Below are 25,976 nucleotides of genomic sequence, written 5' to 3'. Positions count from 1 at the left end.
TGGTTCCTCAGCGCCCCAAATAGACTTCAATCACCTGCTCGTTGGCCTGCACCTGCGCCAAAGAGCCCTCCGCCAGCACCTGGCCCTGATGCAGTACGGTGACATGATCGGCGATGGTTTCGACAAAGCCCATGTCGTGCTCTACCACCATCAGCGAATGCTTGCCCGCCAATGCGCGGAACAGCTCGGCGGTGTACTCGGTTTCCGCATCCGTCATCCCGGCTGCCGGTTCGTCGAGCAGCAACAGGTGCGGCTCCTGCACCAACAGCATGCCAATCTCAAGAAATTGCTTCTGCCCATGGGACAGCAGTCCGGCGGGCCGATGTCGCTCATGGCCCAGCCGCAAGGTTTTCAGCATCTCATCGATACGGTCGCGCTGTTCGCCGCTCAGCCTGGCGCGCAGGCAGGCCCACACCGATTTCTTCGCCTTCTGGGCAATCTCAAGATTTTCGAACACCGTCAGTGCCTCAAACACCGTAGGCTTTTGGAACTTGCGGCCAATGCCGGCCTGGGCAATCTGCATCGGATCCAACGCGGTCAGATCGACAGTTTGATCGTAAAACACTCTGCCGCTGTCCGGCCGGGTTTTGCCGGTGATCACATCCATCAAGGTGGTTTTCCCTGCCCCGTTTGGCCCGATCACACAGCGCAATTCCCCTACGCCAATCTGCAACGACAAATCGCTCAGTGCGCGAAAACCGTCGAAGCTGACGTTGATCTTGTCGAGCAACAGCACCGGATCGGTTTGCTGGCGATGTTTATCCGCCGGCAACGGTTGGGTAAACAACTCGTCGGTCATTTGCAGCGAATTCATTGTGATTTCCCTCTGCGTAGCAGGCCGATAACCCCTTTGGGCAAGAACAGCGTGACGATGATAAACATCAGGCCAAGGAAGAACTGCCAGTATTCCGGGATCGCCATGGTGAACCAACTTTTGGCGCCGTTGACGATACCGGCACCGAGCAGCGGCCCCACCAAGGTGCCGCGCCCGCCTAATGCCACCCAGATGGCGGCTTCAATCGAGTTGGTCGGCGACATTTCACCCGGGTTGATAATGCCCACCTGCGGCACATATAACGCTCCAGCCAGGCCGCACAGCACCGCCGACAGCGTCCAGACGAACAGCTTGAAACCTTTTGGATCGTAGCCGCAAAACGTCAGGCGATTCTCCGCATCGCGCACCGCGGTTAACACCCGGCCAAACTTGCTGCGCGCCAGGGCAAAGCCGATCGCCAAACTGGCCGCCAGCAACAACACCGTTGCCAGAAACAGCGCCACCCGCGTGCCGGTCGCGGTGATCGGAAAACCCAGCAGCGTGGTGAAGCCGGTAAAGCCGTTGTTACCGCCAAACCCGGTTTCGTTGCGGAAGAACAGCAGCATGCCGGCATAGGTCAATGCCTGCGTCATGATGGAAAAATAGACGCCTTTGATTTTTGAACGGAAGGCGAAGTAGCCGAAGACAAAAGCCAGCACGCCCGGCACCAGCACAATCAGGCACAATGCCCAGGCGAAATACTGGGTGCCGCTCCAAAACCAGGGCAGTTCGCTCCAGGACAGGAACGCCATAAAGCTCGGCAGGCCCTCTCCCGCCGCCTGGCGCATCAGGTACATGCCCATGGCATAGCCACCCAGAGCGAAAAACAGCCCATGACCCAGGGACAACAACCCGGCATAGCCCCACACCAGATCAAGCGCCACCGCCACCACGGCATAGCACAGAATTTTGCCTACCAGCGTCAGGGTATAGGTGGAGATCGCCAGCGGGTGATCCACCGGTAACAGCGCGAGAAACGGCATGATTAACAGCGTCAGCAACGCCAGCCCGCCGATGCCGAGCGCCAGCCGGGGGGCCGTTTGCACCCCGGTTACAGTCAAAGGTTGGCTCATCAGTCATTCACCCTGCCCTTGAGGGCAAATAGCCCCTGAGGACGCTTTTGAATAAACAGGACAATCAGCGCCAGGATCAGGATTTTACCCAGCACGGCGCCAATCTGTGGTTCGAGAATTTTGTTGAGGATGCCGAGGCCAAAAGCCGCCACCACCGTACCGGCCAACTGGCCCACGCCGCCAAGCACCACCACCAGGAAGGAGTCGATGATATAACCCTGCCCCAGCTCGGGCCCGACGTTGCCCAACTGCGACAAGGCTACGCCGCCCAACCCGGCAATGCCGGACCCCAACCCGAATGCCAGCATATCGACACGGCCGGTGGGCACACCGCAACACGCGGCCATGGCGCGGTTTTGCGTCACGGCTCGCACGTTCATGCCCAGTCGGGTTTTATTCAGCAACAGCCAGGTGAGGATCAGGACCAGCGCCACAAACACGATGACGGCAATGCGGTTCCACGGCAGCACCAGATTCGGCAGGAGCTGAATACCGCCCGACAGCCAGGCCGGGTTTGCGACCTCCACGTTTTGCGCACCGAACAGCACCCGTACCCCTTGGATCAGCACCAGGCTAATGCCCCAGGTGGCCAACAGCGTTTCCAGCGGTCGGCCGTAAAGGTGGCGGATCACCGTGCGCTCCAGCGCCATGCCGATGCAGGCCGTGATGGCGAACGCCACCGGCAGCGCCACCAGCGGATACAGCGCCAGCCACTGCGGCGCAAACTGCTGAAACAGCCCCTGTACCAGATACGCCGAATAGGCGCCAAGCATCAGCATTTCGCCGTGCGCCATGTTGATCACCCCCAGCAGGCCATAGGTGATTGCCAAACCGAGCGCCGCCAACAGCAGGATCGAACCCAGCGACAGACCGGTAAATGCCTGGCCGATCAGGTCACCGATCATCAGCCGATGTTTCACGCTGCTCAGGCTTTTCATCGCTTCGGCACGTACCGCGGCGTCCGGCTCATGGCCTGTCTCCGTCAACGCCTGCAGGCGCGTTTGCGTTTCAGGATCGCCCGAGCTGCCAAGCAAGCGCACCGCGTTAAGGCGTACCCCGGCATCGGCATCGTTCAGTTGCAGATTCGCCAGCGCGATGCTCAATGCCTCATGCACCCGGTTGTCTTGTTCCAGCGCCAAACGCTGGGTCAGCAGCGGCAACTGATCGCTTTGCGCCTCGCGCTGCAGGGCCTGCGCCGCCTGTAAACGCACAGCCGGGTCCTCGCTGACCAGCCGATGCGCCGACAGTGCGTTGGCAATCAGGATGCGCAGCCGGTTGTTCAACCACAGCTTCTTCGGTGTGCCGACCGGGGCAGCGCTGCCAGACAAGGGCTGGTAGTTTTCGCCCTGCTGGACAAAAGCATGTTTGGCGTCGTCGATCACCACACTTTCTTGTTTCAGCGCTTGCAGCAACGGCAGTCGCGAAGCATCCGGCGCGGTGGCCCATGCCTGTAATAATTTGGCTTGCTGCGTGCGATTGGCCGTAGCAAATTCATCGGCCGGACCCGCCTGCGCGAACATCGGCAGGCAGCACAGCAGAAAACACAGAGGCCTGAGTTGGCTTAAAGAGAAAAGTTTCATCGGGTGTCTCGTCGCAATGGGGCGTCGTAGCCTGCCCCCGCCGCAGCGGGGGAACCGGGTTTTACTGACCGCCTTTTACCGGGTGATCCGGCTTTTTATCGTTGCCGGCAATGTACGGGCTCCACGGCTGAGCGCGAACAGGCGCGTCGGTCTGCCACACCACGTTGAACTGACCGTTGCCTTCAATCTCACCGATCATCACCGGCTTATGCAGATGGTGGTTGGTGGCGTCCATGGTCAGGGTAAAGCCCGATGGCGCAGCGAAGGTCTGTCCGGCCATGGCGGCGCGCACCTTATCAACGTCGGTAGTTCCGGCCTTCTCAACCGCCTGCGCCCACATGTGAATGCCGACATAGGTCGCTTCCATCGGGTCGTTGGTCACGGCGGTGGCGTAGTTCGGCAAGTTATGGGCCTTGGCGTAGGCTCGCCATTCGCTGACAAACTGCTTGTTGGTCGGGTTATCCACCGACTCGAAGTAGTTCCAGGCCGCCAGGTTACCCACCAGCGGTTTGGTGTCGATACCGCGCAGCTCTTCTTCACCGACCGAGAAGGCAATCACCGGCACATCGGTAGCCTTGATCCCCTGGTTGGCCAGCTCTTTGTAGAAGGGGACGTTGGAGTCACCGTTGATGGTGGAGATCACCGCCGTTTTGCCCCCGGCGGAGAATTTTTTAATGTTGGCGACAATGGTCTGATAGTCGCTGTAACCGAACGGCGTATAGACCTCTTCAATGTCTTTATCCGGGATCCCTTTCGCATGCAGGAAGGCGCGCAGTATCTTGTTGGTGGTGCGCGGATACACGTAGTCGGTTCCCAACAGGAAGAAGCGTTTGGCCGCTCCGCCGTCTTCGCTCAGCAGATACTCCACCGCCGGGATTGCCTGCTGGTTAGGCGCGGCACCGGTGTAGAACACGTTCGGCGACATCTCTTCCCCTTCGTACTGCACCGGGTAAAACAGCAGGCCGTTGAGCTCTTCAAACACCGGCAGCACTGACTTGCGCGACACCGAAGTCCAGCAGCCAAACACCGCCGCCACCTTGTCCTGACTCAACAACTGACGCGCCTTCTCGGCGAACAGCGGCCAGTTGGAGGCCGGATCCACCACCACCGGCTCAAGCTTTTTACCCAACACGCCACCTTTGGCGTTGATATCGTCGATGGTCATCAGCGCCACGTCTTTCAGCGGCGTTTCAGAAATCGCCATGGTGCCGGACAGCGAGCTCAGGATACCGACCTTGATGGTGTCGGCGGCCTGTACGCCCCAGGCCATCCCCATGCCGATCACGGTGGCGGACAACGCAAAAGCTTTTATAAAGTGACGACGTTGCATAATTCAAACTCCTGATGTTGATGTTAGAAAACCCACCTTGTTAAGAAGAATTAACCCTAGGAATTTCGAGTTACCGCCAACAACGCTGCAGCTCGAAAGACGCCGGGTTATGGCTGACGAAGCCGGGCCTGATGCAGCATATGCAGAGTTATTTTTCTTACTTCAGCCTTGCTGACGGCAATATGGTGACTGAGCCGCGTTTGCGCCTCCTCGGTTCGGTGTTGCAAGATCGCCAGCAAAATGGCGGCGTGTTCGTTGTAGGTCGCCTCCACCCGGCTTTCCTGGGTGAAATCGAGCCGACGTATGATGCGAATTTTCTCGGTCAAATCGCGGTGAATACGCGCCATTTCTCCATTCCCCGCCGCCTCGACCAGCGCCATATGAAACTGCTCGTCGTGCACTGAGACGGTTTTTCCCTCCTCCAGCCGCGGTTCGTCGATCCAAAAACGGGTAAGCGCCGCCAACTGCCCCGGCACCTCGCCCATTGGCCGAGCGCACAGCCGTTTTACCGCTTCGCACTCCAACACGATGCGCAGGTCATACAGTTCTTCGAAGTAGGCAAAATCGAACGGCCGCACCTGCCAGCCGCTGCGAAAATGCACCTCTACGTAGCCCTCGCGCTCCAGCCAGAACAACGCCTGACGCACTGGCGTACGGCTGACGTCCATACGCACGGCAATTTCGTTTTCGCTGAAGCGATCGCCCGGCAGCAGGTGAAAATCAAAAATGTCGTCCTTGAGCTGCAGATAGATACGTTCCGCCAGCCCCTCCGGCCGAGCCTTGCTGCGGTTATTGGTGATTTGCATCGCATGCCTCTCCGTGGGCGCGGCATAGCGCGCCCCGACGTGAATGATTGAGCGTCAGCTGGCGTGTTCCAGCCACAGCAGCGCATCGCCCGGCCCCACCGGTCGCCCCTGCTGACAACTGATGCGCTTGATGATCCCGGCGCGCGGCGCGGTGACCGCCAGTTCCATTTTCATCGCCTCGACCACGATCAGCGGCTGACCGGCTTCCACCCTCTGCCCCGGCTCAACCAGGATCTTCCACACGCTGCCATTCAGGTCGGCGCTGACCAGGTCGCCATCCACCTCTTCCTCATCAGTCTGCGGTGGCAACAATTGGGCCTCGGCCTCCCCCTCTTCCGCCTGCCAGCGCGTCACTTCGTGGCTGAATGCTTGTTGCTGGCGCTGCTGGAAGGCGCTGATGTCTTCCGCGTTTTCCGCCAGAAAACGGCGGTAATCGACAAAATCGAATTCGCTGTCCTCAATGCGGATCTGCGCGCGCCCTTCGCGGAACGCCTCGCGCTGCTCATCCAGCTCCTGCTCGCTCACCGGGTAGAAACGGACCTGATCGAAGAAATGCAGCAGCCAGGGCTCGCCGGGGTTGAACTGCGGGTTTTTGAGAAATTTGTTCCAAATCGGCAAGGTACGTCCGACCAACTGATAGCCGCCCGGCGAATCCATGCCATAGATGCACATGTACATGCCGCCGATGCCAACCGTGCCTTCGGCGGTATGGGTGCGCGCCGGGTTGTATTTGGAACTGAGCAAACGGTGCCGCGGGTCGATCGGCACCGCGCAGGGTGCGCCCAGGTAGACGTCGCCCAGCCCAAGGATCAGGTAGCTGGCGTCGAAGATGATGTCGCGCACCTGCTCGCGGCTGCCGAGCCCGTTGATGCGCTGGATAAAATCGACGTTGTTCGGCAACCAGGGGGCCGACGAACGCACCGTCTGCTGGTAACGTTCCACCGCGCCCAGCGTGGCGGAATCTTCAAACGCCATCGGCAGATAAACCGTTCGCGTCGGCACTTTCAGCTGGCTGACATCACCCAACGCCTGTTCGCGCGCCAACAAGCGCTGGAGTAAATCGGCCTGACCGATAATGCGGCTGTCATAACGGATCTGCAGCGATCGCACGCCGGGTGCCAGCTCCTCCACGCCCAGGATCACGTTCTGCTTGAGCGATTGCATCAGCAAATGGATGCGCAGCCGCAGCGCCAGATCGAGCACGTTGTCGCCGTATTCCAGCAAAATGTAACCATCCCCGGCCTGGCGATAGACCACTGCCGGCCGACTGTCGGTGGCCGGTAACGCCGCCACTATGGCGGCGGAGGCGGTCGTGCCCGGCATCAGATCCGGCGGTGCCAGGGTGATGGCCTTCACCGCCGCCAGGGCTTCGATACTGCCGAGCTGCGCCTGCTCCAGCGACTGCGCCTGCTTGAAACCGATAGGATGAAAACGGATGCGATCCCCTGGTTTCACCTGACCGACCTTCCACAGCTCCGCCCTGGCGATGGTCACCGGGCAAACAAAGCCGCCCAGGCTCGGTCCGTCGCGGGTAAGGATCACCGGGAAATCGCCGGTGAAGTTAATCGAACCGATGGCGTACTCGCAGTCGTGCACGTTGGACGGGTGTAGACCGGCCTCGCCGCCGTCCTGTCGCGCCCATTCCGGTTTAGGCCCGGACAGGCGTACGCCCAACCGGTTGGAGTTGTAATGCACCTGCCATTCGGCGGCAAAGAAACGTTCGATGGATGCCGGGGTAAAGAAGTCGGGTGCGCCGTGCGGACCATACAGCACGCCGATATTCCACAGATTGCCGTACTGCGGGATCAGGCTTTCGTCCATTGCCTGCGGGGCCGCAATCGGCGCCGGGGTAGTGGCGGCGGCCAAACCCGGTTGCGATACCGCCAGCATGTCCGCCACGCGCAGGGTACGGCCGGCGTGGCCGCCAAACTGCCCCAGCGCAAAGGTCGAACGGCTGCCCAGATACACCGGCACGTCAAAACCATTGCGTACCGCCAGATAGGTACGGCATCCCCGCTGTGCTCGCCCCAAACGCAGTACCTGACCGGCACACACCGCTATCGGCTGCCAGTAGGCCACGGCCTCACCGTCCAGATCGGCGGGACAATCCGCGCCGGTCAGAGCAATGATGGCGTCGCAGTGAAAGCGCAAGGTCGGCCCCTGCAGGGTAAACTCCAACCCGGCGGCGCTGGGGTGGTTGCCGACAATGCGGTTGGCCAGCCGGAAAGCGAAGTCGTCCATCGGCCCGGACGGCGGCACGCCGATATCCCAATAGCCAACACGGCCGGGATAATCCTGCACGCTGCTGTAGGTGCCCGGCTGCAGCACTTCAATGCTATTGGGTTGGAACCGGAAGCTGTCCAGCATGCGTGTCCAGACGCTGCCGTTCTGGAATGCCTCGGTCGCAATCACCTGTCGCAGGTAGTCCAGGTTAGTGGCAATCCCGTGCAGTCGGGTTGCATCCAGCGCGACACGCATTTTCTCCAGCGCCTGGCGGCGGTCTTCGCCATGAACGATCAGCTTGGCGATCATCGGGTCATAAAAGGCCGACACTTCGCTGCCGGTGGCCACCCAACCGTCGACGCGCACGTCGTCCGGAAAGTGCACTTCAGTCAGCACGCCGGGGCTGGGTTGGAAATGCTTCAGCGGATCTTCGGCATAAATGCGCACTTCAATCGATGCCCCCTGCGGCGCTCGTTGCAACGCCGCCCAGTCCAGCGCATCGCCCGCCGCCACCTGCAACATGCATTCAATCAGATCCAGCCCGGTGACACATTCAGTCACCGGATGCTCCACTTGCAGGCGAGTATTCACTTCCAGAAAATAAAACTCGTCACGCGCAGCGTCGTAGATAAATTCCACGGTGCCGGCGCTGCGGTAGTTGACCGATGCCCCCAGCGCCACTGCGGCTTGATGCAGCGCCTGACGCGTGGCGGCGGGCAGATTCGGTGCCGGGGTTTCCTCCACCACTTTCTGGTTGCGGCGTTGCAATGAGCAGTCGCGCTCACCCAGCGCCACCACCCAGCCCTGACCGTCGCCAAATATTTGCACTTCCACGTGCCGGGCTTGATCGACAAAGCGCTCAATAAAGGCCCCTGAGTCGCGGAAGAACTGCTCGCCCAGGCGTTTTACGCTGTCATAAGCCTCACGCAGCGCGGCTTCATCGTCGCAGCGCGTCAGGCCAATGCCACCACCACCGGCGGTACTTTTCAGCATCACCGGATAGCCAATGCGGCCGGCGGCATTGACCGCCTCCTCAACGCTGTTCAGCAGACCCGTACCCGGCGTCATCGGCACCTGCGCCACCGCCGCCAGCTCGCGAGCACGGTGTTTCAGGCCAAACTCGCGGATTTGCGCCGCCGTCGGACCGATAAAAGCGATGCCCGCCGTTTCACAGGCGTCGGCAAACTCGGCGCTCTCGGAAAGGAAGCCATAGCCCGGATAAATCGCCTGCGCGCCGGTTTGCGCCGCGGCAGCCAGGATCTTGTCGATGCACAGATAGCTGTCAGCGGCCTTGTCGCCACCGAGCGGTATCGCCAGATTAGCCTCGGTCACGTGCGAGGCGTTGCGATCGGCGTCGGAATAGACCGCTACGCTGGTGATGCCCAGACGTTTCAGGGTGCGGATCGCCCGGCAGGCAATTTCGCCGCGGTTGGCAATTAATACGGTAGTAAACATAATGAAACCCTTATAAGACCAGATTCGCTATACCCAATAGTTTTCAGGCAGTGGCTAGGCGGCAAACAGGTAAATCCCCGGGAGCTTACTCAGGTAAGTGACTGGGGTGCGCCTGTGCAGCCAACAACGCCACGGTTTGAAAGATGACGGGTATAGTGGCGCCAACCGCCAAATTCAGTGATGTCCGTCGCGCCCTCTAGCGCCCAGGGTTCGCAGATAAAGCCTTTCACCCGTCGCCCGTCTGCCAGCAGCAAGGTGCCCATACCCAGCGGCGCCGGGATCTCGGCCACCAACTCGCCGAAACGCGCCAGCGGGATATCCCATAGTTCGACGCTGATGGCGGCCCCCTGAGCGGCTTTGACCAACCCCGGCTTTGGCGGTTGGCTATTGGCGAGGGCGTAGAGGCGATAGCACGGCGCGGTAGTGGTTTGCTCTACGAAGGTTGCCGCGCGTTGCACGAGCTGGAAATTCAGCGGCATATCGCTGAGGTGCGCACCGACCACCGCTACCCGCACGTGCTGGCTGGATGGCGTCAAGAATTGAGCAGCAGGCAACCGGCGACCCGTTGCGCCAAGCGGCAGATCCTGGGCCTGCTGCCAGCGCTGGCCGAACGCCGCCAACGCACGATCGTGCCAGGCGGGTGCAATCAGGGTGATACCGGCAGGCAATCCGTCGTCACGCATCGGCGCAGGCAGCGCCAGTGCGCTCAGATCGGCCAGGTTGGTGAAATTGGTGTAGGTGCCGAACTGCGAGTTAAACAACACCGGCTCTTGCTCCATTTCCGCCAGGGTGCGGATCGTCGGCGAGGTCGGCACCACCAGCGCATCAAAGGGAGCCAGTTGCTGCTCAATCTGCCGCGTCAGTTCGGCACGCAGGTATTCCGCCTTGTAAGCATCGCAGGCGCTGTACTTCAGGCCGTTATTGACGATGCCGCGCACCACCGGATTGATGGCCTGCGGGTTGGCGCTCAGCATCGCTTCGACCGCCACGGTGCGCTCCGCCACCCAAGGGCCGTAGTAGAGCTGCTCCGCCAGCACGCGAAACGGCGTAAAATCGAGGGTTTCCAGCGTCACGCCGCTGCTTTTCAACTGCGCCAGCGCCCGCTGAAATGCCCGCTCGGCCTGCACATCGCCGAAAAATTCGAGTTGCGCAGGCACCGCGAAACGAGGTGACACAGGTAAATCCGCCGGGGCGGTGCGGGGGTTAATGCGGGAATAGGCATCGGCTGCGTCATAGCCGCCGGCCAATTCGGCCACCAGCGCTGCGTCCGCCACCGTCAGGGCAAACACCGATACGGTGTCATTCAATCGGCAAGCGGGCACCACGCCACGGTTCGACAACCCGCCTTTGGTCGGTTTCAGGCCGACAATATTGTTGAATCCGGCCGGAACGCGCCCCGAACCTGCGGTGTCGGTGCCCAGAGAAAACGGCGTCAGGCCGCGCGCCACTACCGACGCCGAACCGGAGCTGGAACCGCCGCTGACGTAGCGACTATCGAAACTGTTGACCACCGCGCCGTGTGGCGAACGGGTGCCCACCAGCCCGGTCGCAAACTGATCGAGATTGGTTTTACCGATCGCGATGGCTCCGGCAGCGCACAAATTGGCGACCACGGTGGCATCCGATGCCGCCAGATAAGCGAACTCCGGGCAGGCCGCGCTGGTCGGCCAGCCGCCGACGTCGATGTTGTCTTTTACCGCAAAGGGTACGCCAAACAGCGGAAGCTGGCTGATATCGCCGGCAACCGCTTCAAGTCGCTGCGCCAATCTTTGGTACTGCACTTCACGCTGTGCGGCGCTGGCAAGATACAGCCAGGCGTTGTCATCCGCCGGCAGGTCGGCGGCCAGTGCAGTCAGGGTAGCGCGCACGCAGGCAATGCGCTCGTCGGCCGGGCGGGTGTGATAGTGGTGTTGCCATTCGCTGAGGGTGAAACCGCGTAGCGTATTAACAGGCTGGGTCATCGGCTGAATTCCATCTAGTACACAAGATGGGATTCAATAGAGCAACCGACGTGCCAATTTTTAATCGTATGATTTCAATAAATTATAATTAAAACTTATGACAATAAAATAATCATCCTGCACCAGCGCTGCACAATCGGCGAGCAAAAAAGGTGCAGTACACTTTCTGTTATTACAGCGCTGGCGGGGCTTTCTGGTATGCACCACGCTCTCGACTCACGCGGCTAAATGCCGCTTTTCGATTGATCACAAACAAGCCGCAGCCCACTTTGATGAATATATTAGCGCCAAGGGAACTGGGTTGATGACGGAAGTAACCCGTCACTGCCATATCGCCTCGCGAACTTTAATCGCTCGGGGTAACAGCCCCAAAGCGTAAAAACGGTCGGCTATCGCCTGCTGCTGGCGAATGATATTTAAATCCATTCGGCGTGTCTGATGGCTGCGACGAGCCAGTGCGTGGGTGAGCGAGGGGATACCTTGCCCCAGTTCTGCCGACAACAGCGTTGCCGCTTCGTCGCGATGGGCGTCAATATAGTGCCCGGTTTGTTCCAGCGCCGCCATCAGGCCGTGCAGCAAATCGGAAGAGTGGCCGGCGAAATCGCGGTGAGCAAGATAGAACTGATGGTTGTTCACCCTCCCTACGCCGTTGGCGATAACCCTGAACTGCCCGCTTTGTTCAGCATCGCTCAGCAAGGGATCCCACATCATCCAGGCATCCACCGCATGATGATCGCTGGGGGTCAGCGGGTATTTTGGCGGCGCATAAACCACCCGTACGTCTTCCAGCGTCAATCCGGCTTCATCAAGGATCTGCAACAGCAGATAATGCACATTGGAGCCTTTATTGACCGCAATCCGCTTTCCGCGCAGGTCGGCAAGAGTGCGGATCGGGCTGTTGTCGGTAACCAGCAACGCCACGCTTTGTGGTGCGGCCGGTTCCCAGGCAACGTACAGCAATGGGCTGTTAACGGCCTGAGCAAATAAAGGAGGAACCTCGCCGGTAGTGCCAAAATCGATCTCTCGGTTAGTCAGGGCATGCAGCAACTGAGGACCGGCAGGAAACTCGCTCCACAACACGCTCACCCCACTGTCGGCCAGGCGCGCCTCCAACGACTGACGGGCCTTGAGTATTCCCAGGTTGCCAAACTTCTGGTAACCAATACGCAATTCGCGTTCGCGGCTGCCGGTCTCCCGGCCTGATTTTAACGCCGTGCCGCCGACGCTTCTCCTGGCTTTGATTAAGCCAAGATGCCCCAGATGGGTACGCAGCGTATTACGGCTGATGCCCAACAGCGCCGCGGCCTGCAACTGGTTACCCTGGCTCAGTTCAAAAGCATTACGCACCAGCGAGTCGATCACCCGCTGGTAGAGGGGGCCATCGTTACCCACCAACTGCTGGCGAAGAAAGCTGTCCAGCGAAGCATCCCCCTGAGGCGCCAAGCTGGCCATTTCAGCGCTTAGCCTCAGCTGCTGCGGCGTAATCAGCGGCGCTTTGCTGAGCAGCACCGCATTATGCAGGGTGTTTTCCAGCTCGCGGATATTTCCCGGCCACGGGTAATCCATCAGTGTGGCCAGCGCCTCTGCGCTAAGACGCAGCTGAGGGCGCCCCAACCGCCGCGCGTACAGCGTCAGGAAATGCTCAGCCAACAGTGGAATATCCTGCCGCCGCTGGCGCAAGGGAGGCAGAGTGACGGCGGCCACGTTGAGCCGGTAATAAAGATCTTCACGAAAGCGGCGTTCGCGGATGGCATTCGCCAGATCCACATGGGTAGCGGCCACGACGCGGACGTTCACTTTTACCGGCCGATGGGAGCCCACCCGGGTCACTTCCCGTTCTTGCAATACACGCAGCAGCTTTACCTGTAGCGGCAGGCTTAACTCACCGATTTCATCCAGCAGTAAGGTGCCCCCTTCTGCCGCCTCGAACCACCCCTGGTGGCGATCCACCGCCCCGGTGAAAGCACCTTTCTCATGTCCAAACAGTTCCGACTCGGCAAGGCTCTCCGTCAGCGCGCCACAGTTCACCGCCAGAAAGGGGCGATCGCGCCTTAGGCTGTGATGGTGCAGATAGCGGGCCATTAGCTCCTTACCCGTGCCGGTTTCGCCCACGATAAGCACGGTGGCGTCCGTCGGAGCCAGACGATCCAGAACGTTTTGGAAGGCAAGAGAAGCGGGGTCAATTAACCGCGGACCGGAGCTTTGCATCGTCGATACCTTTAAGGGAACAGTACAGAAACAATACCGACAGCGGCCAGACAAGACGAGAGGCTGAACCGCCCCGTTGCTGCAAATGCAACAGCCTGCCATCAGTCACTGCTGCATTTGCAGCAAAACCGTCCACGGCAAAAATTGCTAACTTGTTAATAGATAAGAACAAAAACAACCACTCATTTTGGCATGCTTTCTGCTTGGTTGTTTATAACCAAGCATGGAAATTCTATTGAATAAATTAAGATATCGTTATATAGGAAATGACTAATGAGCGAACGGCAGGCGCAAAACATCAACGTATTCTGGTTCTTACCAACCCACGGCGACGGCCGTTATCTGGGCACGACCGAGGGCGGAAGAGCCGTAGATCTGCCTTATTTGCAACAGGTTGCGCTGGCGGCAGACAACCTTGGCTATTACGGCGTGCTGATCCCAACCGGCAAAAGCTGCGAGGATTCCTGGCTGGTCGCGGCCGCACTCGCCCCCCTCACCAAACGTCTGCGCTATCTGGTCGCCGTGCGCCCTGGGTTACAGCCCCCGAGCCTTGCCGCGCGGATGGCCGCCACGCTGGATCGCCTTTCGGAGGGACGTCTGTTAATCAACGTGGTGACCGGTGGCGATCCCGTCGAGAACAAAGGCGATGGGATCTTCCTCAGTCACGCCGAGCGCTATCAGGTCACACGCGAGTTTCTGGAGGTCTATTCCCGCCTGCTGAAAGGCGAAAAGGTCGATTTTCAGGGCGATTATTTGCGGGTTGAAGGCGCTGAAGTGCTGTTTCCGCCGGTACAGGAGAACGGGCCGCCGCTATTTTTTGGCGGCTCGTCAGAGGAAGCGCTGGAGGTGGCGGCGAGCCAGATCGACACCTATCTCACCTGGGGAGAACCGGTTGAGCAGGTGGCGGAGAAAATTGCCGTGGTGCGTCGGCGCGCACAGGAGCGCGGACGCACGCTGGACTACGGCATTCGCCTGCACGTCATTGTTCGGGAAACGGAAGAGGAAGCCTGGGCTGCCGCCGACAAACTGATTGCCCATTTGGATGATGACACCATCGCCGCCGCACAGAAAATTTTCTCGCGTATGGACTCGACCGGACAGGCCCGCATGAGCGCACTGCACGGTGGCTCGAAGGACAGTTTGCGCATCGCCCCCAACTTATGGGCAGGCGTGGGGCTGGTGCGCGGCGGCGCAGGTACCGCACTGGTCGGCAATCCACAACAGGTTGCCGAACGCATCCGTGAATATCAGGCATTGGGGATCACTAATTTTATTTTCTCGGGTTATCCGCACTTGGAAGAGGCTCATCGGTTTGCCGAACTGGTAATGCCGCTGTTGCCGCTGGCGGGCAACGTCGAAAAACGACAGCGCACGGTTAACACCGGGCCATTTGGAGAAACCATCGGCGGCGATCGTCGTCCGGTGAAAAAGTGAAACTGAGGAGAAAACCATGAGCAATGAACCGATCAAGTTCGCCTACTGGGTCCCTAACGTGTCGGGTGGCCTGGTGATCAGCCAAATCCCTCAGCGCACCAGTTGGGATGCAAACTATAACCGCAAGCTGGCGCAAATTGCCGAGCGTGCCGGGTTTGACTATGCCCTGACGCAGATCCGCTTTACCGCCGGCTATGGCGCGGATAATCAACATGAGTCGGTGACATTTTCGCAGGACTTGCTGGGAGCGACGGAGAAGCTCAAGGTCATCGCCGCCCTGTTGCCGGGCCCATGGAATCCAACCCTCGCCGCCAAACAGATTGCCACCATCAGCCATCTGTCCAACGCGCGTATTGCGGTCAATATCGTCAGCGGTTGGTTCCGGGGCGAGTTCAAAGCCATTGGCGAACCCTGGCTGGATCACGAGGAGCGCTATCTGCGTTCGGAAGAGTTCATTCGCTGCCTGCAGGGCATCTGGCAGCAGGACAGCTTCACTTTTGCCGGTGATTTCTACCGCTTCCGCGACTATTCGCTGAAGCCGAAACCGCTGGATCCGCAACCGGAGATTTTCCAGGGAGGCAGTTCAAGAGCCGCGCGGGATATGGCCGCACGAGTGTCCGACTGGTACTTCACCAACGGCAACACCCCGGAAGGTATCCGTCAGCAGGTTGAAGATATCCAGCTAAAAGCCGCCGAAAATCAGCACAAGGTCAAGATCGGCGTCAATGGCTTCGTCATTGCCCGCCAAACGGAGCAGGAAGCGCAAAGCGTACTGCGTGATATCCTGGACAATGCGAATCCGGATGCGGTGAAAGGGTTCCAGTCTGAGGTGAAAAATGCCGGTAGCGCCTCCCCTGAGGGGGAAGGTAACTGGGCGAAATCGACGCTGGAGGATTTGGTGCAATATAACGATGGCTTCAAAACCAACCTGATTGGCACCCCGCAGCAGATAGCGGAGCGGATCGTCGAACTCAAACAAGCCGGCGTGGATCTGATGCTGCTGGGCTTCCTGCATTTTCAGGAAGAGGTGGAGTTCTTTGGCCGCGAAGTGATCCCGCGGGTTCGCGAGCTGGAACGCCAACAGCAACCGGTGTTAAGTCATGGCTGATCGGCAGATTGTCATCATTGGCGGCGGCTTTAGCGGTACCGCGCTGGCTATTCATCTGGCGCGGTTGGGCCAATCCGGCCTGAAGGTGATCGTTATCGAGCCTCGAGCCCAGTTGGCTCAGGGCGTGGCTTATGGCACGGTCGACCCGGCGCATCGCATAAACGTCCCTGCCGCACGTATGCAGCTTTCCGCCGCCGAAGAAGGTGATTTCGACCGCTGGCTGAGGGCGGAGGGAGGCCTCATACAGGATGACAAAGCGCTCTGGACGGATGGCAGCCTTTATCCGCAACGGGGACGGTTCGCCGCCTATATTGTCGACAAGCTGGCCGCTGCGCTGGAAACATCGCCAGTAGAGGTCACCCATGTTCAGGATTATGCCGTGGCGCTGCAAAATGCAGAGGTGCTGACGGCCTCCGGGGATAGATATCGCGCGGATGAGGTGGTGCTGGCCATCAGCCACCCGCCCCCTGACGTACCGAGACAACTACAGCAGGTGCCGCAAGACCATCCAGGCCTGATCGCCAACCCGTGGCGGACAGATGCGTTAATCGAGGTGGAGAAGAGTGCGCGGGTGGCTATCATCGGTTCCGGATTAACCATGTCTGACGTGGTGGCATCGCTTGACCGCCAGGGGCATCGTGGGCCGATCCTGGCATTCTCGCGCCGCGGCCTGCTGCCCCGGCCAAATCTGACCGGTGAGTCGCCGCCTCGCCAGCTTGATTATCGGCGTCCACAGGCCGACAGCGCCCGCGCCTGGGTGCGGCGAGTCCGACAGGAAGTAGCGCTGGCCGCCAAGGAAGGCCTGCCCTGGCAAGGGGTACTGGATGACATACGGCTGAACGGACAGCAGATTTGGCAACGGCTTTCGCTGAAAGAACAGCGGCGCTTTCTACGCCATCTGCGTCCATGGTGGGACGTGCACCGTTACCGCATTGCACCGCAGGTCAGTGAGGTATTGTCCCTGCTACAGCAAAATGGCCGCCTTAAGGTGCTGGCCGCCAGCCTTAGGCAGGTTGAGGTAGACAAAGAAACGCTCATTCTGACGGTGAAGGCACGCGGTAAAGCCGCCACGGAAACTCTGCGGGTGGATAAACTGATTGTCACAACTGGCCCGGCGCACGGTGCGTTGCTCAACAGCGATGCGCTGCTGAAGCAGCTCGCAGCGGAAGGGGCTATCCAGCCCGATCCGCTGGCGCTGGGAATTTGGGTTGATGCCCACTCGCGAGCGATTGATCGCCAGGGAAAAAGTAACGATCGTCTCTACGTGGTAGGCCCCGCCGCTCGCGGACGCTTCGGTGAACTGATGGGGTTGCCGCAGGTGGCGCAACACGCAGAATCGCTGGCGCAGCAATTGCTCGGCGCTTCGCCAATCCCCCCTGCGAGCTGAAGCCGTTGACAAAGTGCTCTGTTGTTTAATGGTAGGGGCGCCGCATGCTGCGCCCAATAGCATAATCAATGAATTAAATCGGGTCGAACATGTTCGACCCCTACCGGTTTAGCCTTTTCGAGCGTTTGTCAGCAGTCTGAGCCCTGTTTGGGTTTGGCTGCACCGCCATTAAAATAGAAACATGATTAATAATTACCGGGAAAAATAAATACGCTCCGTTACAAAATCTTAAGCTATTTTCCCTCGAGGTATCGCTATTACTTTACTGCCGGGCTTTAGATAATAGACCTCAGGCCAGTTCATGTTATCTGTATGTTTCAACTAAAAACGAAAAGTTAAAAACAAAGATATTATGGCACTCAAAATCCCGTTCCCAATTAATCACTAAAGTTTTATCGTAATCTGCCGAAAACACACAGCACTTCTCGCGGCAAAATAGTGTTATTTGCCGCACTGGCACCTCACTGAAATCTCAGGTTGTACTATGTTTGAACGATTAAAAATCTCCCACGGGCTAATGGGGATTTTAACCCTATTCTGTATTATTCAGATATTCTCCGGCGTATGGAGCATTCTGGATGCCTCAGGCACCAATAACCGCATTACACAAATCTCCTCCGGCTTTAATCAAATCATGGCAATGGATAATGCCTACGCTTCCGTTACCGAGATCCGTGAAGACGTGCTGAAAGATGCCTTGATGCTCAGCACGCAGCCACAAAATCACAATGCAAAAAAATCTCTGGGCGAACTTCGCCAGCGCCTCACTGAAGTTGATAAATTGATGGAAGAATTTTATCAACTGTCACTGAAGGATCAGGATGAACAAGCGCGGACCAAGAACGTCAAGAATCTGTATGAAAAAGCACGCGGCGACCTGCTTAAATTAATTATCAGCCTGGAAGATGGCGATATCTCCCGTTTCCAAACAATTATGCACAATAGCTCAGCCACGCATTTCATGTCTGCGCTTGATGAGACATCAGCCTACGTTGCCAACGATATTATTACTCCAGCGGGTATTGCGGCACAGGACAGTTACCATAAAATGGTGCCTTTATCGTTGACGTTTATTTTTATCTTTATTCTGCTCACCGGCGTGGTACTGGTCTGGATCAGAAAATATGTGATCAACAAAATCAATCAGATTATCGACTATCAAGCTGAAATTGCACACGGAAATTTGGCGATAGAAATTAATGCCAGTGGGAATAATGAAATTGGCAAGCTGATGCAAGGGCTCGTCAATATGCGTGATGAGCTGGCGAATACCGTCAGCGCCGTCCGTGCAGGCACGCAAAATATTTATACCGGCGTGCAGGAAATTGCCGCGGGTAACAACGACCTCTCAAGCCGCACGGAAGAACAGGCAAGTTCACTGGAAGAAACGGCGGCCAGCATGGAGCAGCTTTCTGCTACGGTGAAAAACAACGCAGAGAGCGCCGGCGCTGCCACTTCGTTGGTGAAAAGCGCTTCGCAAAGTGCCATCAACGGCGGCGAGATTACTCGCAAAATGGTGGTCACCATGAGCGATATCGCCGACAGCTCACGCAAAATTGGTGATATCACCAGCGTCATTGACGGTATCGCTTTCCAAACCAATATTTTGGCCCTGAATGCGGCAGTGGAAGCGGCGCGTGCAGGTGAACAAGGCCGTGGCTTTGCCGTGGTCGCCGGTGAAGTGCGCAACCTTGCACAGCGCAGCGCTCAGGCAGCCAAAGAAATTAAAACGCTGATTGATACGTCGGTGCTGCGCGTCAGTCAGGGCAACGATCTGGTAGAGAACGTTAACGGAGCCATGACGGAGATTGTAACCGCCATCGGTCAGGTCACGGAAACCATGCAGGAGATCTCAAGCGCCTCAGAAGAACAAAGCCGTGGGATTGCACAGATCGCGCAGGCCGTTAACGAAATGGATAAGGTGACCCAGCAGAATGCCGCGCTGGTTGAACAATCAGCTTCCGCCGCCAGTGCGCTGGAAGATCAGGCCAATCACTTGAACCAAACCGTCGCCGTTTTCAAACTATCCACGTCCGTGCCCGCCGCGATTAATGTCCGCCCGCAGGTTATTACCGCACCGAAAGGACCAGCGCTTGCCGATGATGACACGGAGAATTGGAGCCGTTTTTGAGGCGCTAAATAAGAGTTAAGCTCGATTTTGGTTCATATCGCAGAAAGAACAACGCCAACAGGATGTTGGCGTTGAGAAGCGGTTTTCATCAATGGTGGCGTAACTTATGCGCCGCGCAGGCGTTGCGCCAAACCTTTGAGGAAATAACGCAGCATCTGATCGCCGCACGGGCGGAAGTTTTTGGTGCCTTCTTTGCGGAACAGCGCGCTCAGTTCTGGCTTGGAAATGCGGAAATCTACGGCGGTGAATATCTGATGCATGTCGGTATCTTTCAGCTCAAACGCCACGCGCAGCTTTTTCAACACCAGATTATTGGTGATCGGCAGTTCCACTTCCGGCGCCGGGAACTTGTCGTCCTTGCCGCGTTTGAAAAACACCAGACCGTTCAGGAAGTGAGCCATCACTTCGTCCGGGCACTTCTCGAAACCTGGCTCACCTTCTTTGATGACGTAAGCACCCATTGCCGAGACCGCAACATCGAAATTATCCAGCTTGATAATCTCGACCATTTTCGCGTCGTTAATACTCAGCATGTAGCGCACGCTGCGCAGCACGTCATTGTTGATCATAGAATTGCCTTTAGCTTGTAAACCGGAAGGCGTGCTCGCGTTGTTAAATCAAATAAGTGCCGCACGCCTTGAATATGTGCGGCAGTATAAGGATCAGTGCAGGGTTTCTCAATCGATTTGGCTTTTGGGTTATCAAACCGGCACCATATATATACCCTAAATAATTGGAGTTGCATCAAGGCGGCAAGGGAGCGCATCCCGATGAGCTTACTGTAGTAAGTGATTCGGGTAAGTGAGCGCAGCCAACACAGAGGCAGCTTCAAGTATGACGGGTATAGGTTATTCAGTAATCCGTTCCAGCCCTACCGGCGTGAGGCAATAGCTCTGCTGCTTGCCCTTTTCAGCCAGCCGGACGTGCTGCATCTCGTTGGTGATAATCAGGCGGTTATCCGGTTCCTCATGACGCAGTTGAATCACCTCGCCGCCGTAGCCGGAAATTGGCAACACGACCGAACGAGCCTGTTGCTCCTGGTTACCCACCAGCTCATCGCTATACAGCACGTTACCTTCCGCATCCGTGTAGCTAACGGCCGCATAAACATCCGTGAAGTAATGATGTGCAATCCCTGCCCCTATCGACAGGGTGAAAGTTTTCTTCACCAAATCGACCGTACCGGTCAGGAACTGACGATCGCCAATGCCTTTGCCGGCAATGGTAAAGGCATTGCCCAGGTGATCTCCCGGCCGGGTATTGTGAACCGGAATGCAATCCTGATAGCTTGCCGATAACTGCTCGCGCTGCGGGCTGTCGAAGGTATTGATCGCCAGATAGATATCGTCTTTAAACTCACTGAACGGCGCTAAATACGCCTGACGGTATTCACGCAGACGCTGTACCGCTGCCTCAAGACGCACCAACAGAGCTGCCTGCGGATCTCCCGACAAGGTTTCGTTCTTCAATCCGTATTGGGTGATCGTCAATACGTTGGTTTTATTTTTATTATCAATGATATCCGGAGAGGCCGGTGCCACCCGTACGCGTCCCGGTTCCACATGATAGATTTCAATTTTGTCGCCGACGGCAAGAGGCAACTCATCATGGCTCAGGCTCGCGGCGGTGCCCTGGATATCCTTGCTGAAGATCACCGCATCTTGTGCATTGCGCAGGGTGATTTTGGCATAGGTCTCTCCGGGGAAGTAAGAGTGCGGTTCCTTGCTGGTAACGTCAATCACCACTTTGCCCCTGCCGCGATCGGCCACAACCGTGGCGAAAACGGCATCACTCAGCCCCAACAGATTAATTTCTTGCGTGGCGATCGGCGACGCAACTTTTTTAACCAAGCCGAGCTTCAGCGCGTTATCGCCCTGTTTCAGCACCAGGTAACCCTGGGCCAACTGATACTTCCGGTCTTTGCCGGTAGGCAGTCGCAGGGTATAAACGCCAATCGGTAGCTCTTTCAGCACCAGGGTTGGGCTGTCGATCCGCATTTTGCGAAGGTAACGTGCCCCTTCCAGCAGGATCAGATCTTCGCCATAAATCTGGGTGAAATCGTCAATGTCAAAGCTCAGGGTAACGTTGCCTTTCAGGCCGGTAGCCTTCAACTGGGCGGAATCCACCAGACGCAGGGTGGAGTCCAGCTTCAACTGCGTTTTCACCGCATCAAGATCCTGCGCGGCAACCAATTGATAGAGAGGATAAACCGCTTTCGCATGGCTAAAGACATTACGCTTCTGCTGGACCGGTGTGACGTAGCCGCCGACCAGTTGGATAAATGGCGTAACGTCAACCTGCTCGCCGGAGACCGCAAAGCTTTCGCTGAGCATATCCAGCAGCGCATGTTCGGAAGGAACAAAGCCTGGGGTGTTGCAACTTTTACGGTATTGCTGATTAAAGTGAGTGAAGGCATTTTTGCCCGCCTTATCCACCATCAGAACCGCAAAGTAGAGTTTCGAGCGCAGGTCCCATTGATTAAGCGGGATAGCTTTGGCGATAAAATCGACAATAACCTTCTCCACGCCAGCCATATCGCCATGCGCATACAACCAGCCCTCTTGATATTTGCGCGCCCCCAGCATCACGTCCTGATAACAGGCAGCATAGATATTGTTCCACATCTCACCGGTGGCGAAGTATTTATCGCCCATAAAATGGCCCTGATAACCATGGGCAATTTCATGCAGGCTTCCCCAGTTATTGTCTTTCGGGGTTAGCCAGAAACTGCTGACCGAATTACTGGTTTCCGCCGTCCAACGACCACCGTAATAAGCAGCGCCGGCGCCATTTTTATCAGCCTTAATAAAGTAGCGGTTTTTAATATTAAGATCCGAAGCATTCTCAGCCTCGAATGACACCCCCGCCAGCGCATTATAAAAAGTGAAAATGCGATCGTAATAGGCGATCAGGCCGTCGATGTTTTTAGCTTCGCCCAGCGCCTTCAGCTCTTTTTTGCTGATTTTTGGCACCAGCAGCGCCGCGTAGTCGGACTCGACAAGTGCAAATTCCGCATCCTGATTATCCCAGCGGGCGAAGAACGCCGTTTCGTTTTCGCCTTTACGGTAGACCGGCAAGATTTTCGACGTGTCCGGGTACTCAACCTCCACGACGGGCGCCCCAGCCGCGTATGGCGTGTCGATAAACGGCACGGATACGGCCTTCACGCTGGCCTCAACCCAGCTGCTGCCGATAGTGAATTCGGCCTCGGTTTTGCTGTCGTCGTTCAGCAAGCGCAGCTTCAGCTTGCCGCTAAAGGCCGAATTGGTCTGGCGAACGCGTACCACTTGGCCGGCGGCGAGAATAATCCCCAGATGTTGACGATCGTGGTCAATCCCTTTGCTCATGCCCGCAGCATCTAACCAAACGGGTCGCGTCAAAGTATAAAGTGATTTTGATTTAGTAATAGTTGGCATCCTGCATTCCTCAAGGTTATTTTGTCCTCTAACAGACCTGGATAAAATAATTAAGAATGCACTTACGCACTAATCGATAGCGATTACTGAAGTACCACACAACACATAGAACATCGAGGGGGATAAATCCCATAAAAATAACAAGGCGCAACGGTGACATTGCGCCTTAATCATAATTACCTGGCTATTTATACGCTGCGTTAATCTTGTAAGTGGATAACGCAGCATCAGAAGCCAAATATGTCCAACCGCCAGTGAAATAGTGTCAGTGCTTAATCGATTTGGCTTTTCTGCTGATACAACGGAATGTCTTCGCCGATAATGTATTTATTACGCAGGATCGATGACACCTTATCCATAATCATCACCACCACCACCAGGATCAGCGTGATAAACATCACGACGTCCCAATTCCACAGCCGCATGTTTTCCGCATACACCAACCCTATCCCGCCAGCCCCCACAAAGCCCAGCACTGCCGCCGAGCGGGTGTTGGATTCAATCTGGTAAAGGCTTAACGCCAGAAAGGTCGGGAACGACTGGGTGAAGATACCGTAACGGTGCTTTTGCAGGCCGTTGGCCCCCACCGCCGTCAGACCACGACTCGGGGATTTATCGACCGCCTCATGCCCTTCCGCATACAGTTTTCCGAGCAGACCAACGTCCTGCATCACGATCGCCAGCACCCCGGCCAGCGGCCCCATACCAACCGCGCGGACAAAAATAAGCCCCCAGATCGCCATATCGATGCCACGAAAAATATCTAAAAACCGCCGCACCACCACCGATATGGGTCGCAACAGCGGCGTTGACATCACGTTGCGCGCTGCGAAGAACGACAGCGGCAAGGCGATCAGCGAAGCGGTAATGGTCCCGGCGAACACAATGCCGATGGTGATGAAAATCTGCTGGAAATAGTACATGAACGGCCAGTTGACGAAATCATGCCAGACGAACATACGCATAAAATAGCGGCCAAGCTGATGGCATCCGTTAACGAACTGCGGCCAGGAGATGCCGAAAAACTGGAAGAAGAACAGGTAATACAGCGCGATCGCTACCGCGATAATGCCGACGGTGCGCAGGTAGCGACGCTGCTGCGAGAATATTTCCGGATGCTGCTGCTTGAGCGCCTGCATTCCTTCCGCCGTGAGCGTTGGTGCTGTGATCATTTTTTCCCCTCCACGACCCGTTTGCGCAGTTCGCCCGAGGCATAGTCCAGCAGCGAAACCACCAGAATTATCAGCAGCAGCGTCATGCTGACCTGGTCATAGCGATCGAGTTTGATATTGGTCATCAGCTCTTGGCCGATGCCGCCCGCCCCCACCAGCCCCAAAATGGTCGACTGACGGAAGTTGATTTCCAGGCGCATAAAGCTGTACGACAAGAAGACCGGTTTTACCTGCGGCCAAAGGCCAAACCGCATGCGCTGCAGCGGCGTCGCGCCACAGGCCGCCAGCCCACGTACCGGCTTGTTGGACGCGGTTTCGATCGATTCATAAAACAGTTTGGTCAGGCTGCCGATGGTGTGCAGCGCCAGGGCTAAAAAGCCCGGAATGGCGCCGATGCCAAACGCCATCACGAACATGACCGCCCAGGCCAGCTCCGGCATGGTGCGCAAAAACGCCACCAGCGTCCGGATTGCCAGCCGCAACGACGCCGGGCTGTGGGTATTATTGGCCGCCAGGAATGCCAGCGCCCCCGCCACCAGTACCGAAAGAATGGTGGCCGCCAGCGCCAGCTGCAGCGTTTCCCAAATCAGCGGCAGTTGGATATTCAACCGATAGCCCCAGTAGGCCAAAGAGCCTTCGGTGCGGCCATCGGCGAACAGCAGATTCCAATGCAGGGTGGGGATGGTTTCCGCCAGATAATCAAAGAAGTGAGGAATGGAGACCCACACGGTATGCAGGTTGAACTCGGCGATGCTGCCGGCGCCCAGGTAGAGCGCCACCAGACCGAGCGACCAAAACAGCGTCTCGCGCTTTTGCTTGCTGCGGATCTGTTGGTAGTAGTGCGCAAAATCTGTATTCAAAATAGGTTTCCGACGTGAGGAATTCAGCGGGGCTCGACCAGGCCGAGCCCCGTCAGCATTAACGGTCGCCTTTGGTCAGCTCACGTTTCATGTCGATGATGTTCTGGTATTCCGCCAGAGTGGTGTCACCGATGTGCTGTTTACCGCCCATGGCCTTGATGAAGCACTGGTGATCGTCCTTATCCAGCTTCTTGATGGCCGTCACGACCTTGGCTTTGAAATCAGCCGGCAGCGAGTTGCTCACCAGGATTGGGCCATTCGGGATCAGCGGCGACTGCCAGATAATGCGCAGCTGTTTCATCAGATCGGGATGGTCCATACGGATCATGCGGTTGAACGCGCCGCTGGTATAGCCGGTGTTGTAGTCGCCGATCATCGACGCCCAGGTCACCGCGCCTTCGAACTGGCCGTTCAGCACGCCAAGGATGTCCTGCTCATGGCCGCCGGAGAAGGTGACGCTAGAGAAGGCGTTGTTATATTTATTGTCTACCGTGCCGCCGAACAGTTTCTTGAACTCCTGGTTCGGGATCAGGAAACCGGAAGTGGAATCCGGATCGGCGAAGCCGATGGCCTTGCCCTTCAGATCTTCCAGCTTTTTATACGGGCTACCGGCTTTAACCACTACCACGGAGTGGTAACCGCGAGATTGGTCAACGTCATCTATCGCGATGCCGACGATATCAACCGCTTTCGGATCCTTGATATAGACCGAGGCAAACGACGACGGTGACATGCTCAGCACCAGATCGATTTTGCCGCCCAGCAGGCCCTGGATCACGCCAGAATAGTCAGAGGAGTTGCGCAGCTTGGTGTCCACGTTCAGTTCCTTGTCCAGGAACTGCTTCACGCACTGGTTGTCGCCGATTTGCTGGGTGGCGTTCTGTCCGCCAAGAATGCCCAGATTCAGTTCTTTAGGTGCATCCGCTGCGGCAGCATTAAATACCATCATCGCGCCGGCCATCACTGTGGTCAGACTCAATACTTTTTTCATTACAATGCCTTGTGTGTGTAAAGGTAA

17 protein-coding genes are annotated in these 25,976 nt (G+C 57.3%); 4 read left to right on the top strand and 13 right to left on the bottom strand.

The annotated features are described in order from the left end of the window. Positions 1–7 precede the first annotated feature (7 nt). The 8 genes from urtD to AAZT04_RS02950 all read right to left on the bottom strand — a co-directional run bounded on the left by urtD (position 8) and on the right by AAZT04_RS02950 (position 13,450). Entirely contained in the window at positions 8–814 is an 807-nt protein-coding gene (gene urtD / locus AAZT04_RS02985; RefSeq protein ID WP_020825845.1) for an urea ABC transporter ATP-binding protein UrtD, read from the bottom strand. After that, positions 811–1,887, bottom strand: coding sequence for an urea ABC transporter permease subunit UrtC (gene urtC / locus AAZT04_RS02980; RefSeq protein ID WP_434678914.1), 1,077 nt, complete (start codon positions 1,885–1,887; stop codon positions 811–813). The genes urtD and urtC overlap by 4 nt, the downstream gene beginning before the upstream one ends. Beyond that, on the bottom strand, positions 1,887–3,467 hold the full coding sequence (urtB, locus tag AAZT04_RS02975) for an urea ABC transporter permease subunit UrtB (RefSeq protein WP_434678912.1): 1,581 nt from the start codon (positions 3,465–3,467) through the stop codon (positions 1,887–1,889). The genes urtC and urtB overlap by 1 nt, the downstream gene beginning before the upstream one ends. A gap of 61 nt (positions 3,468–3,528) precedes the next feature. Further along, positions 3,529–4,797 (bottom strand): urea ABC transporter substrate-binding protein, encoded by a 1,269-nt coding sequence (urtA, locus tag AAZT04_RS02970; RefSeq protein WP_262244499.1) that lies wholly within the window; start codon positions 4,795–4,797, stop codon positions 3,529–3,531. Positions 4,798–4,904: 107 nt separating this feature from the next. Next, positions 4,905–5,603: a GntR family transcriptional regulator gene (locus tag AAZT04_RS02965; protein ID WP_261156789.1), complete on the bottom strand. Its 699-nt coding sequence runs from the start codon at positions 5,601–5,603 to the stop codon at positions 4,905–4,907. Between the two features lie 54 nt (positions 5,604–5,657). After that, on the bottom strand, positions 5,658–9,281 hold the full coding sequence (gene uca, locus AAZT04_RS02960; protein WP_434678909.1) for an urea carboxylase: 3,624 nt from the start codon (positions 9,279–9,281) through the stop codon (positions 5,658–5,660). A gap of 89 nt (positions 9,282–9,370) precedes the next feature. Further along, positions 9,371–11,242 (bottom strand): allophanate hydrolase, encoded by a 1,872-nt coding sequence (gene atzF, locus AAZT04_RS02955; protein WP_434678907.1) that lies wholly within the window; start codon positions 11,240–11,242, stop codon positions 9,371–9,373. Between the two features lie 321 nt (positions 11,243–11,563). Then, entirely contained in the window at positions 11,564–13,450 is a 1,887-nt protein-coding gene (locus AAZT04_RS02950; RefSeq protein WP_427690966.1) for an aliphatic sulfonate ABC transporter substrate-binding protein, read from the bottom strand. Positions 13,451–13,723: 273 nt separating this feature from the next. On the opposite strand from AAZT04_RS02950, the gene ssuD reads away from it, so the two are divergent. From ssuD to AAZT04_RS02930, 4 genes are all read left to right on the top strand, one after another. Continuing rightward, on the top strand, positions 13,724–14,884 hold the full coding sequence (ssuD, locus tag AAZT04_RS02945; RefSeq protein ID WP_048761395.1) for an FMNH2-dependent alkanesulfonate monooxygenase: 1,161 nt from the start codon (positions 13,724–13,726) through the stop codon (positions 14,882–14,884). A gap of 16 nt (positions 14,885–14,900) precedes the next feature. Further along, entirely contained in the window at positions 14,901–15,992 is a 1,092-nt protein-coding gene (sfnG, locus tag AAZT04_RS02940) for a dimethylsulfone monooxygenase SfnG (protein ID WP_020825836.1), read from the top strand. Further along, a complete protein-coding gene (locus tag AAZT04_RS02935) occupies positions 15,985–17,379 on the top strand; it encodes an FAD/NAD(P)-binding protein (protein ID WP_434678904.1) in 1,395 nt (464 codons plus the stop codon). Before sfnG ends, AAZT04_RS02935 begins: the two co-directional genes overlap by 8 nt. Positions 17,380–17,863: 484 nt before the next feature. Continuing rightward, complete coding sequence (locus AAZT04_RS02930; RefSeq protein ID WP_434678902.1) at positions 17,864–19,510, top strand: methyl-accepting chemotaxis protein; 1,647 nt, start codon at positions 17,864–17,866, stop codon at positions 19,508–19,510. Positions 19,511–19,614: 104 nt separating this feature from the next. Here AAZT04_RS02930 and AAZT04_RS02925 read toward each other — a convergent pair whose 3' ends face one another. From AAZT04_RS02925 to phnD, 5 genes are all read right to left on the bottom strand, one after another. Then, entirely contained in the window at positions 19,615–20,079 is a 465-nt protein-coding gene (locus AAZT04_RS02925; RefSeq protein WP_020825833.1) for a DUF1456 family protein, read from the bottom strand. A gap of 279 nt (positions 20,080–20,358) precedes the next feature. Further along, positions 20,359–22,857, bottom strand: coding sequence for a putative mucin/carbohydrate-binding domain-containing protein (locus AAZT04_RS02920; RefSeq protein ID WP_434678900.1), 2,499 nt, complete (start codon positions 22,855–22,857; stop codon positions 20,359–20,361). Positions 22,858–23,198: 341 nt separating this feature from the next. Continuing rightward, positions 23,199–24,098, bottom strand: coding sequence for a phosphonate ABC transporter, permease protein PhnE (gene phnE / locus AAZT04_RS02915; RefSeq protein ID WP_041414326.1), 900 nt, complete (start codon positions 24,096–24,098; stop codon positions 23,199–23,201). After that, positions 24,095–24,958, bottom strand: a complete 864-nt coding sequence (gene phnE, locus AAZT04_RS02910) for a phosphonate ABC transporter, permease protein PhnE (RefSeq protein ID WP_020825830.1) — start codon at positions 24,956–24,958, stop codon at positions 24,095–24,097. The genes phnE (AAZT04_RS02915) and phnE (AAZT04_RS02910) overlap by 4 nt, the downstream gene beginning before the upstream one ends. Positions 24,959–25,016: 58 nt before the next feature. Beyond that, on the bottom strand, positions 25,017–25,949 hold the full coding sequence (gene phnD / locus AAZT04_RS02905; RefSeq protein WP_020825829.1) for a phosphonate ABC transporter substrate-binding protein: 933 nt from the start codon (positions 25,947–25,949) through the stop codon (positions 25,017–25,019). Positions 25,950–25,976: the final 27 nt, after the last annotated feature.

It is taken from the genome of Serratia sp. Je.1.23.a (genome assembly GCF_051129805.1).
Lineage (GTDB): Bacteria > Pseudomonadota > Gammaproteobacteria > Enterobacterales > Enterobacteriaceae > Serratia > Serratia liquefaciens.
Note: the sequence above shows the minus strand (reverse complement) of the source record. Positions and strands in the feature narration are given on the sequence as shown.

Bases quoted from the DNA above. Each gene is read 5' to 3' on its own strand.
- atzF (WP_434678907.1), bottom strand. From the start codon at position 11,242: ATGACCCAGCCTGTTAATACGCTACGCGGTTTCACCCTCAGCGAATGG.
- AAZT04_RS02965 (WP_261156789.1), bottom strand. From the start codon at position 5,603: ATGCAAATCACCAATAACCGCAGCAAGGCTCGGCCGGAGGGGCTGGCG.
- sfnG (WP_020825836.1), top strand. From the start codon at position 14,901: ATGAGCAATGAACCGATCAAGTTCGCCTACTGGGTCCCTAACGTGTCG.
- ssuD (WP_048761395.1), top strand. From the start codon at position 13,724: ATGAGCGAACGGCAGGCGCAAAACATCAACGTATTCTGGTTCTTACCA.
- urtC (WP_434678914.1), bottom strand. From the start codon at position 1,887: ATGAGCCAACCTTTGACTGTAACCGGGGTGCAAACGGCCCCCCGGCTG.
- urtA (WP_262244499.1), bottom strand. From the start codon at position 4,797: ATGCAACGTCGTCACTTTATAAAAGCTTTTGCGTTGTCCGCCACCGTG.
- AAZT04_RS02925 (WP_020825833.1), bottom strand. From the start codon at position 20,079: ATGATCAACAATGACGTGCTGCGCAGCGTGCGCTACATGCTGAGTATT.
- uca (WP_434678909.1), bottom strand. From the start codon at position 9,281: ATGTTTACTACCGTATTAATTGCCAACCGCGGCGAAATTGCCTGCCGG.
- AAZT04_RS02935 (WP_434678904.1), top strand. From the start codon at position 15,985: ATGGCTGATCGGCAGATTGTCATCATTGGCGGCGGCTTTAGCGGTACC.
- AAZT04_RS02950 (WP_427690966.1), bottom strand. From the start codon at position 13,450: ATGCAAAGCTCCGGTCCGCGGTTAATTGACCCCGCTTCTCTTGCCTTC.
- urtB (WP_434678912.1), bottom strand. From the start codon at position 3,467: ATGAAACTTTTCTCTTTAAGCCAACTCAGGCCTCTGTGTTTTCTGCTG.
- phnE (WP_041414326.1), bottom strand. From the start codon at position 24,098: ATGATCACAGCACCAACGCTCACGGCGGAAGGAATGCAGGCGCTCAAG.
- AAZT04_RS02930 (WP_434678902.1), top strand. From the start codon at position 17,864: ATGTTTGAACGATTAAAAATCTCCCACGGGCTAATGGGGATTTTAACC.
- phnD (WP_020825829.1), bottom strand. From the start codon at position 25,949: ATGAAAAAAGTATTGAGTCTGACCACAGTGATGGCCGGCGCGATGATG.
- urtD (WP_020825845.1), bottom strand. From the start codon at position 814: ATGAATTCGCTGCAAATGACCGACGAGTTGTTTACCCAACCGTTGCCG.
- AAZT04_RS02920 (WP_434678900.1), bottom strand. From the start codon at position 22,857: ATGAGCAAAGGGATTGACCACGATCGTCAACATCTGGGGATTATTCTC.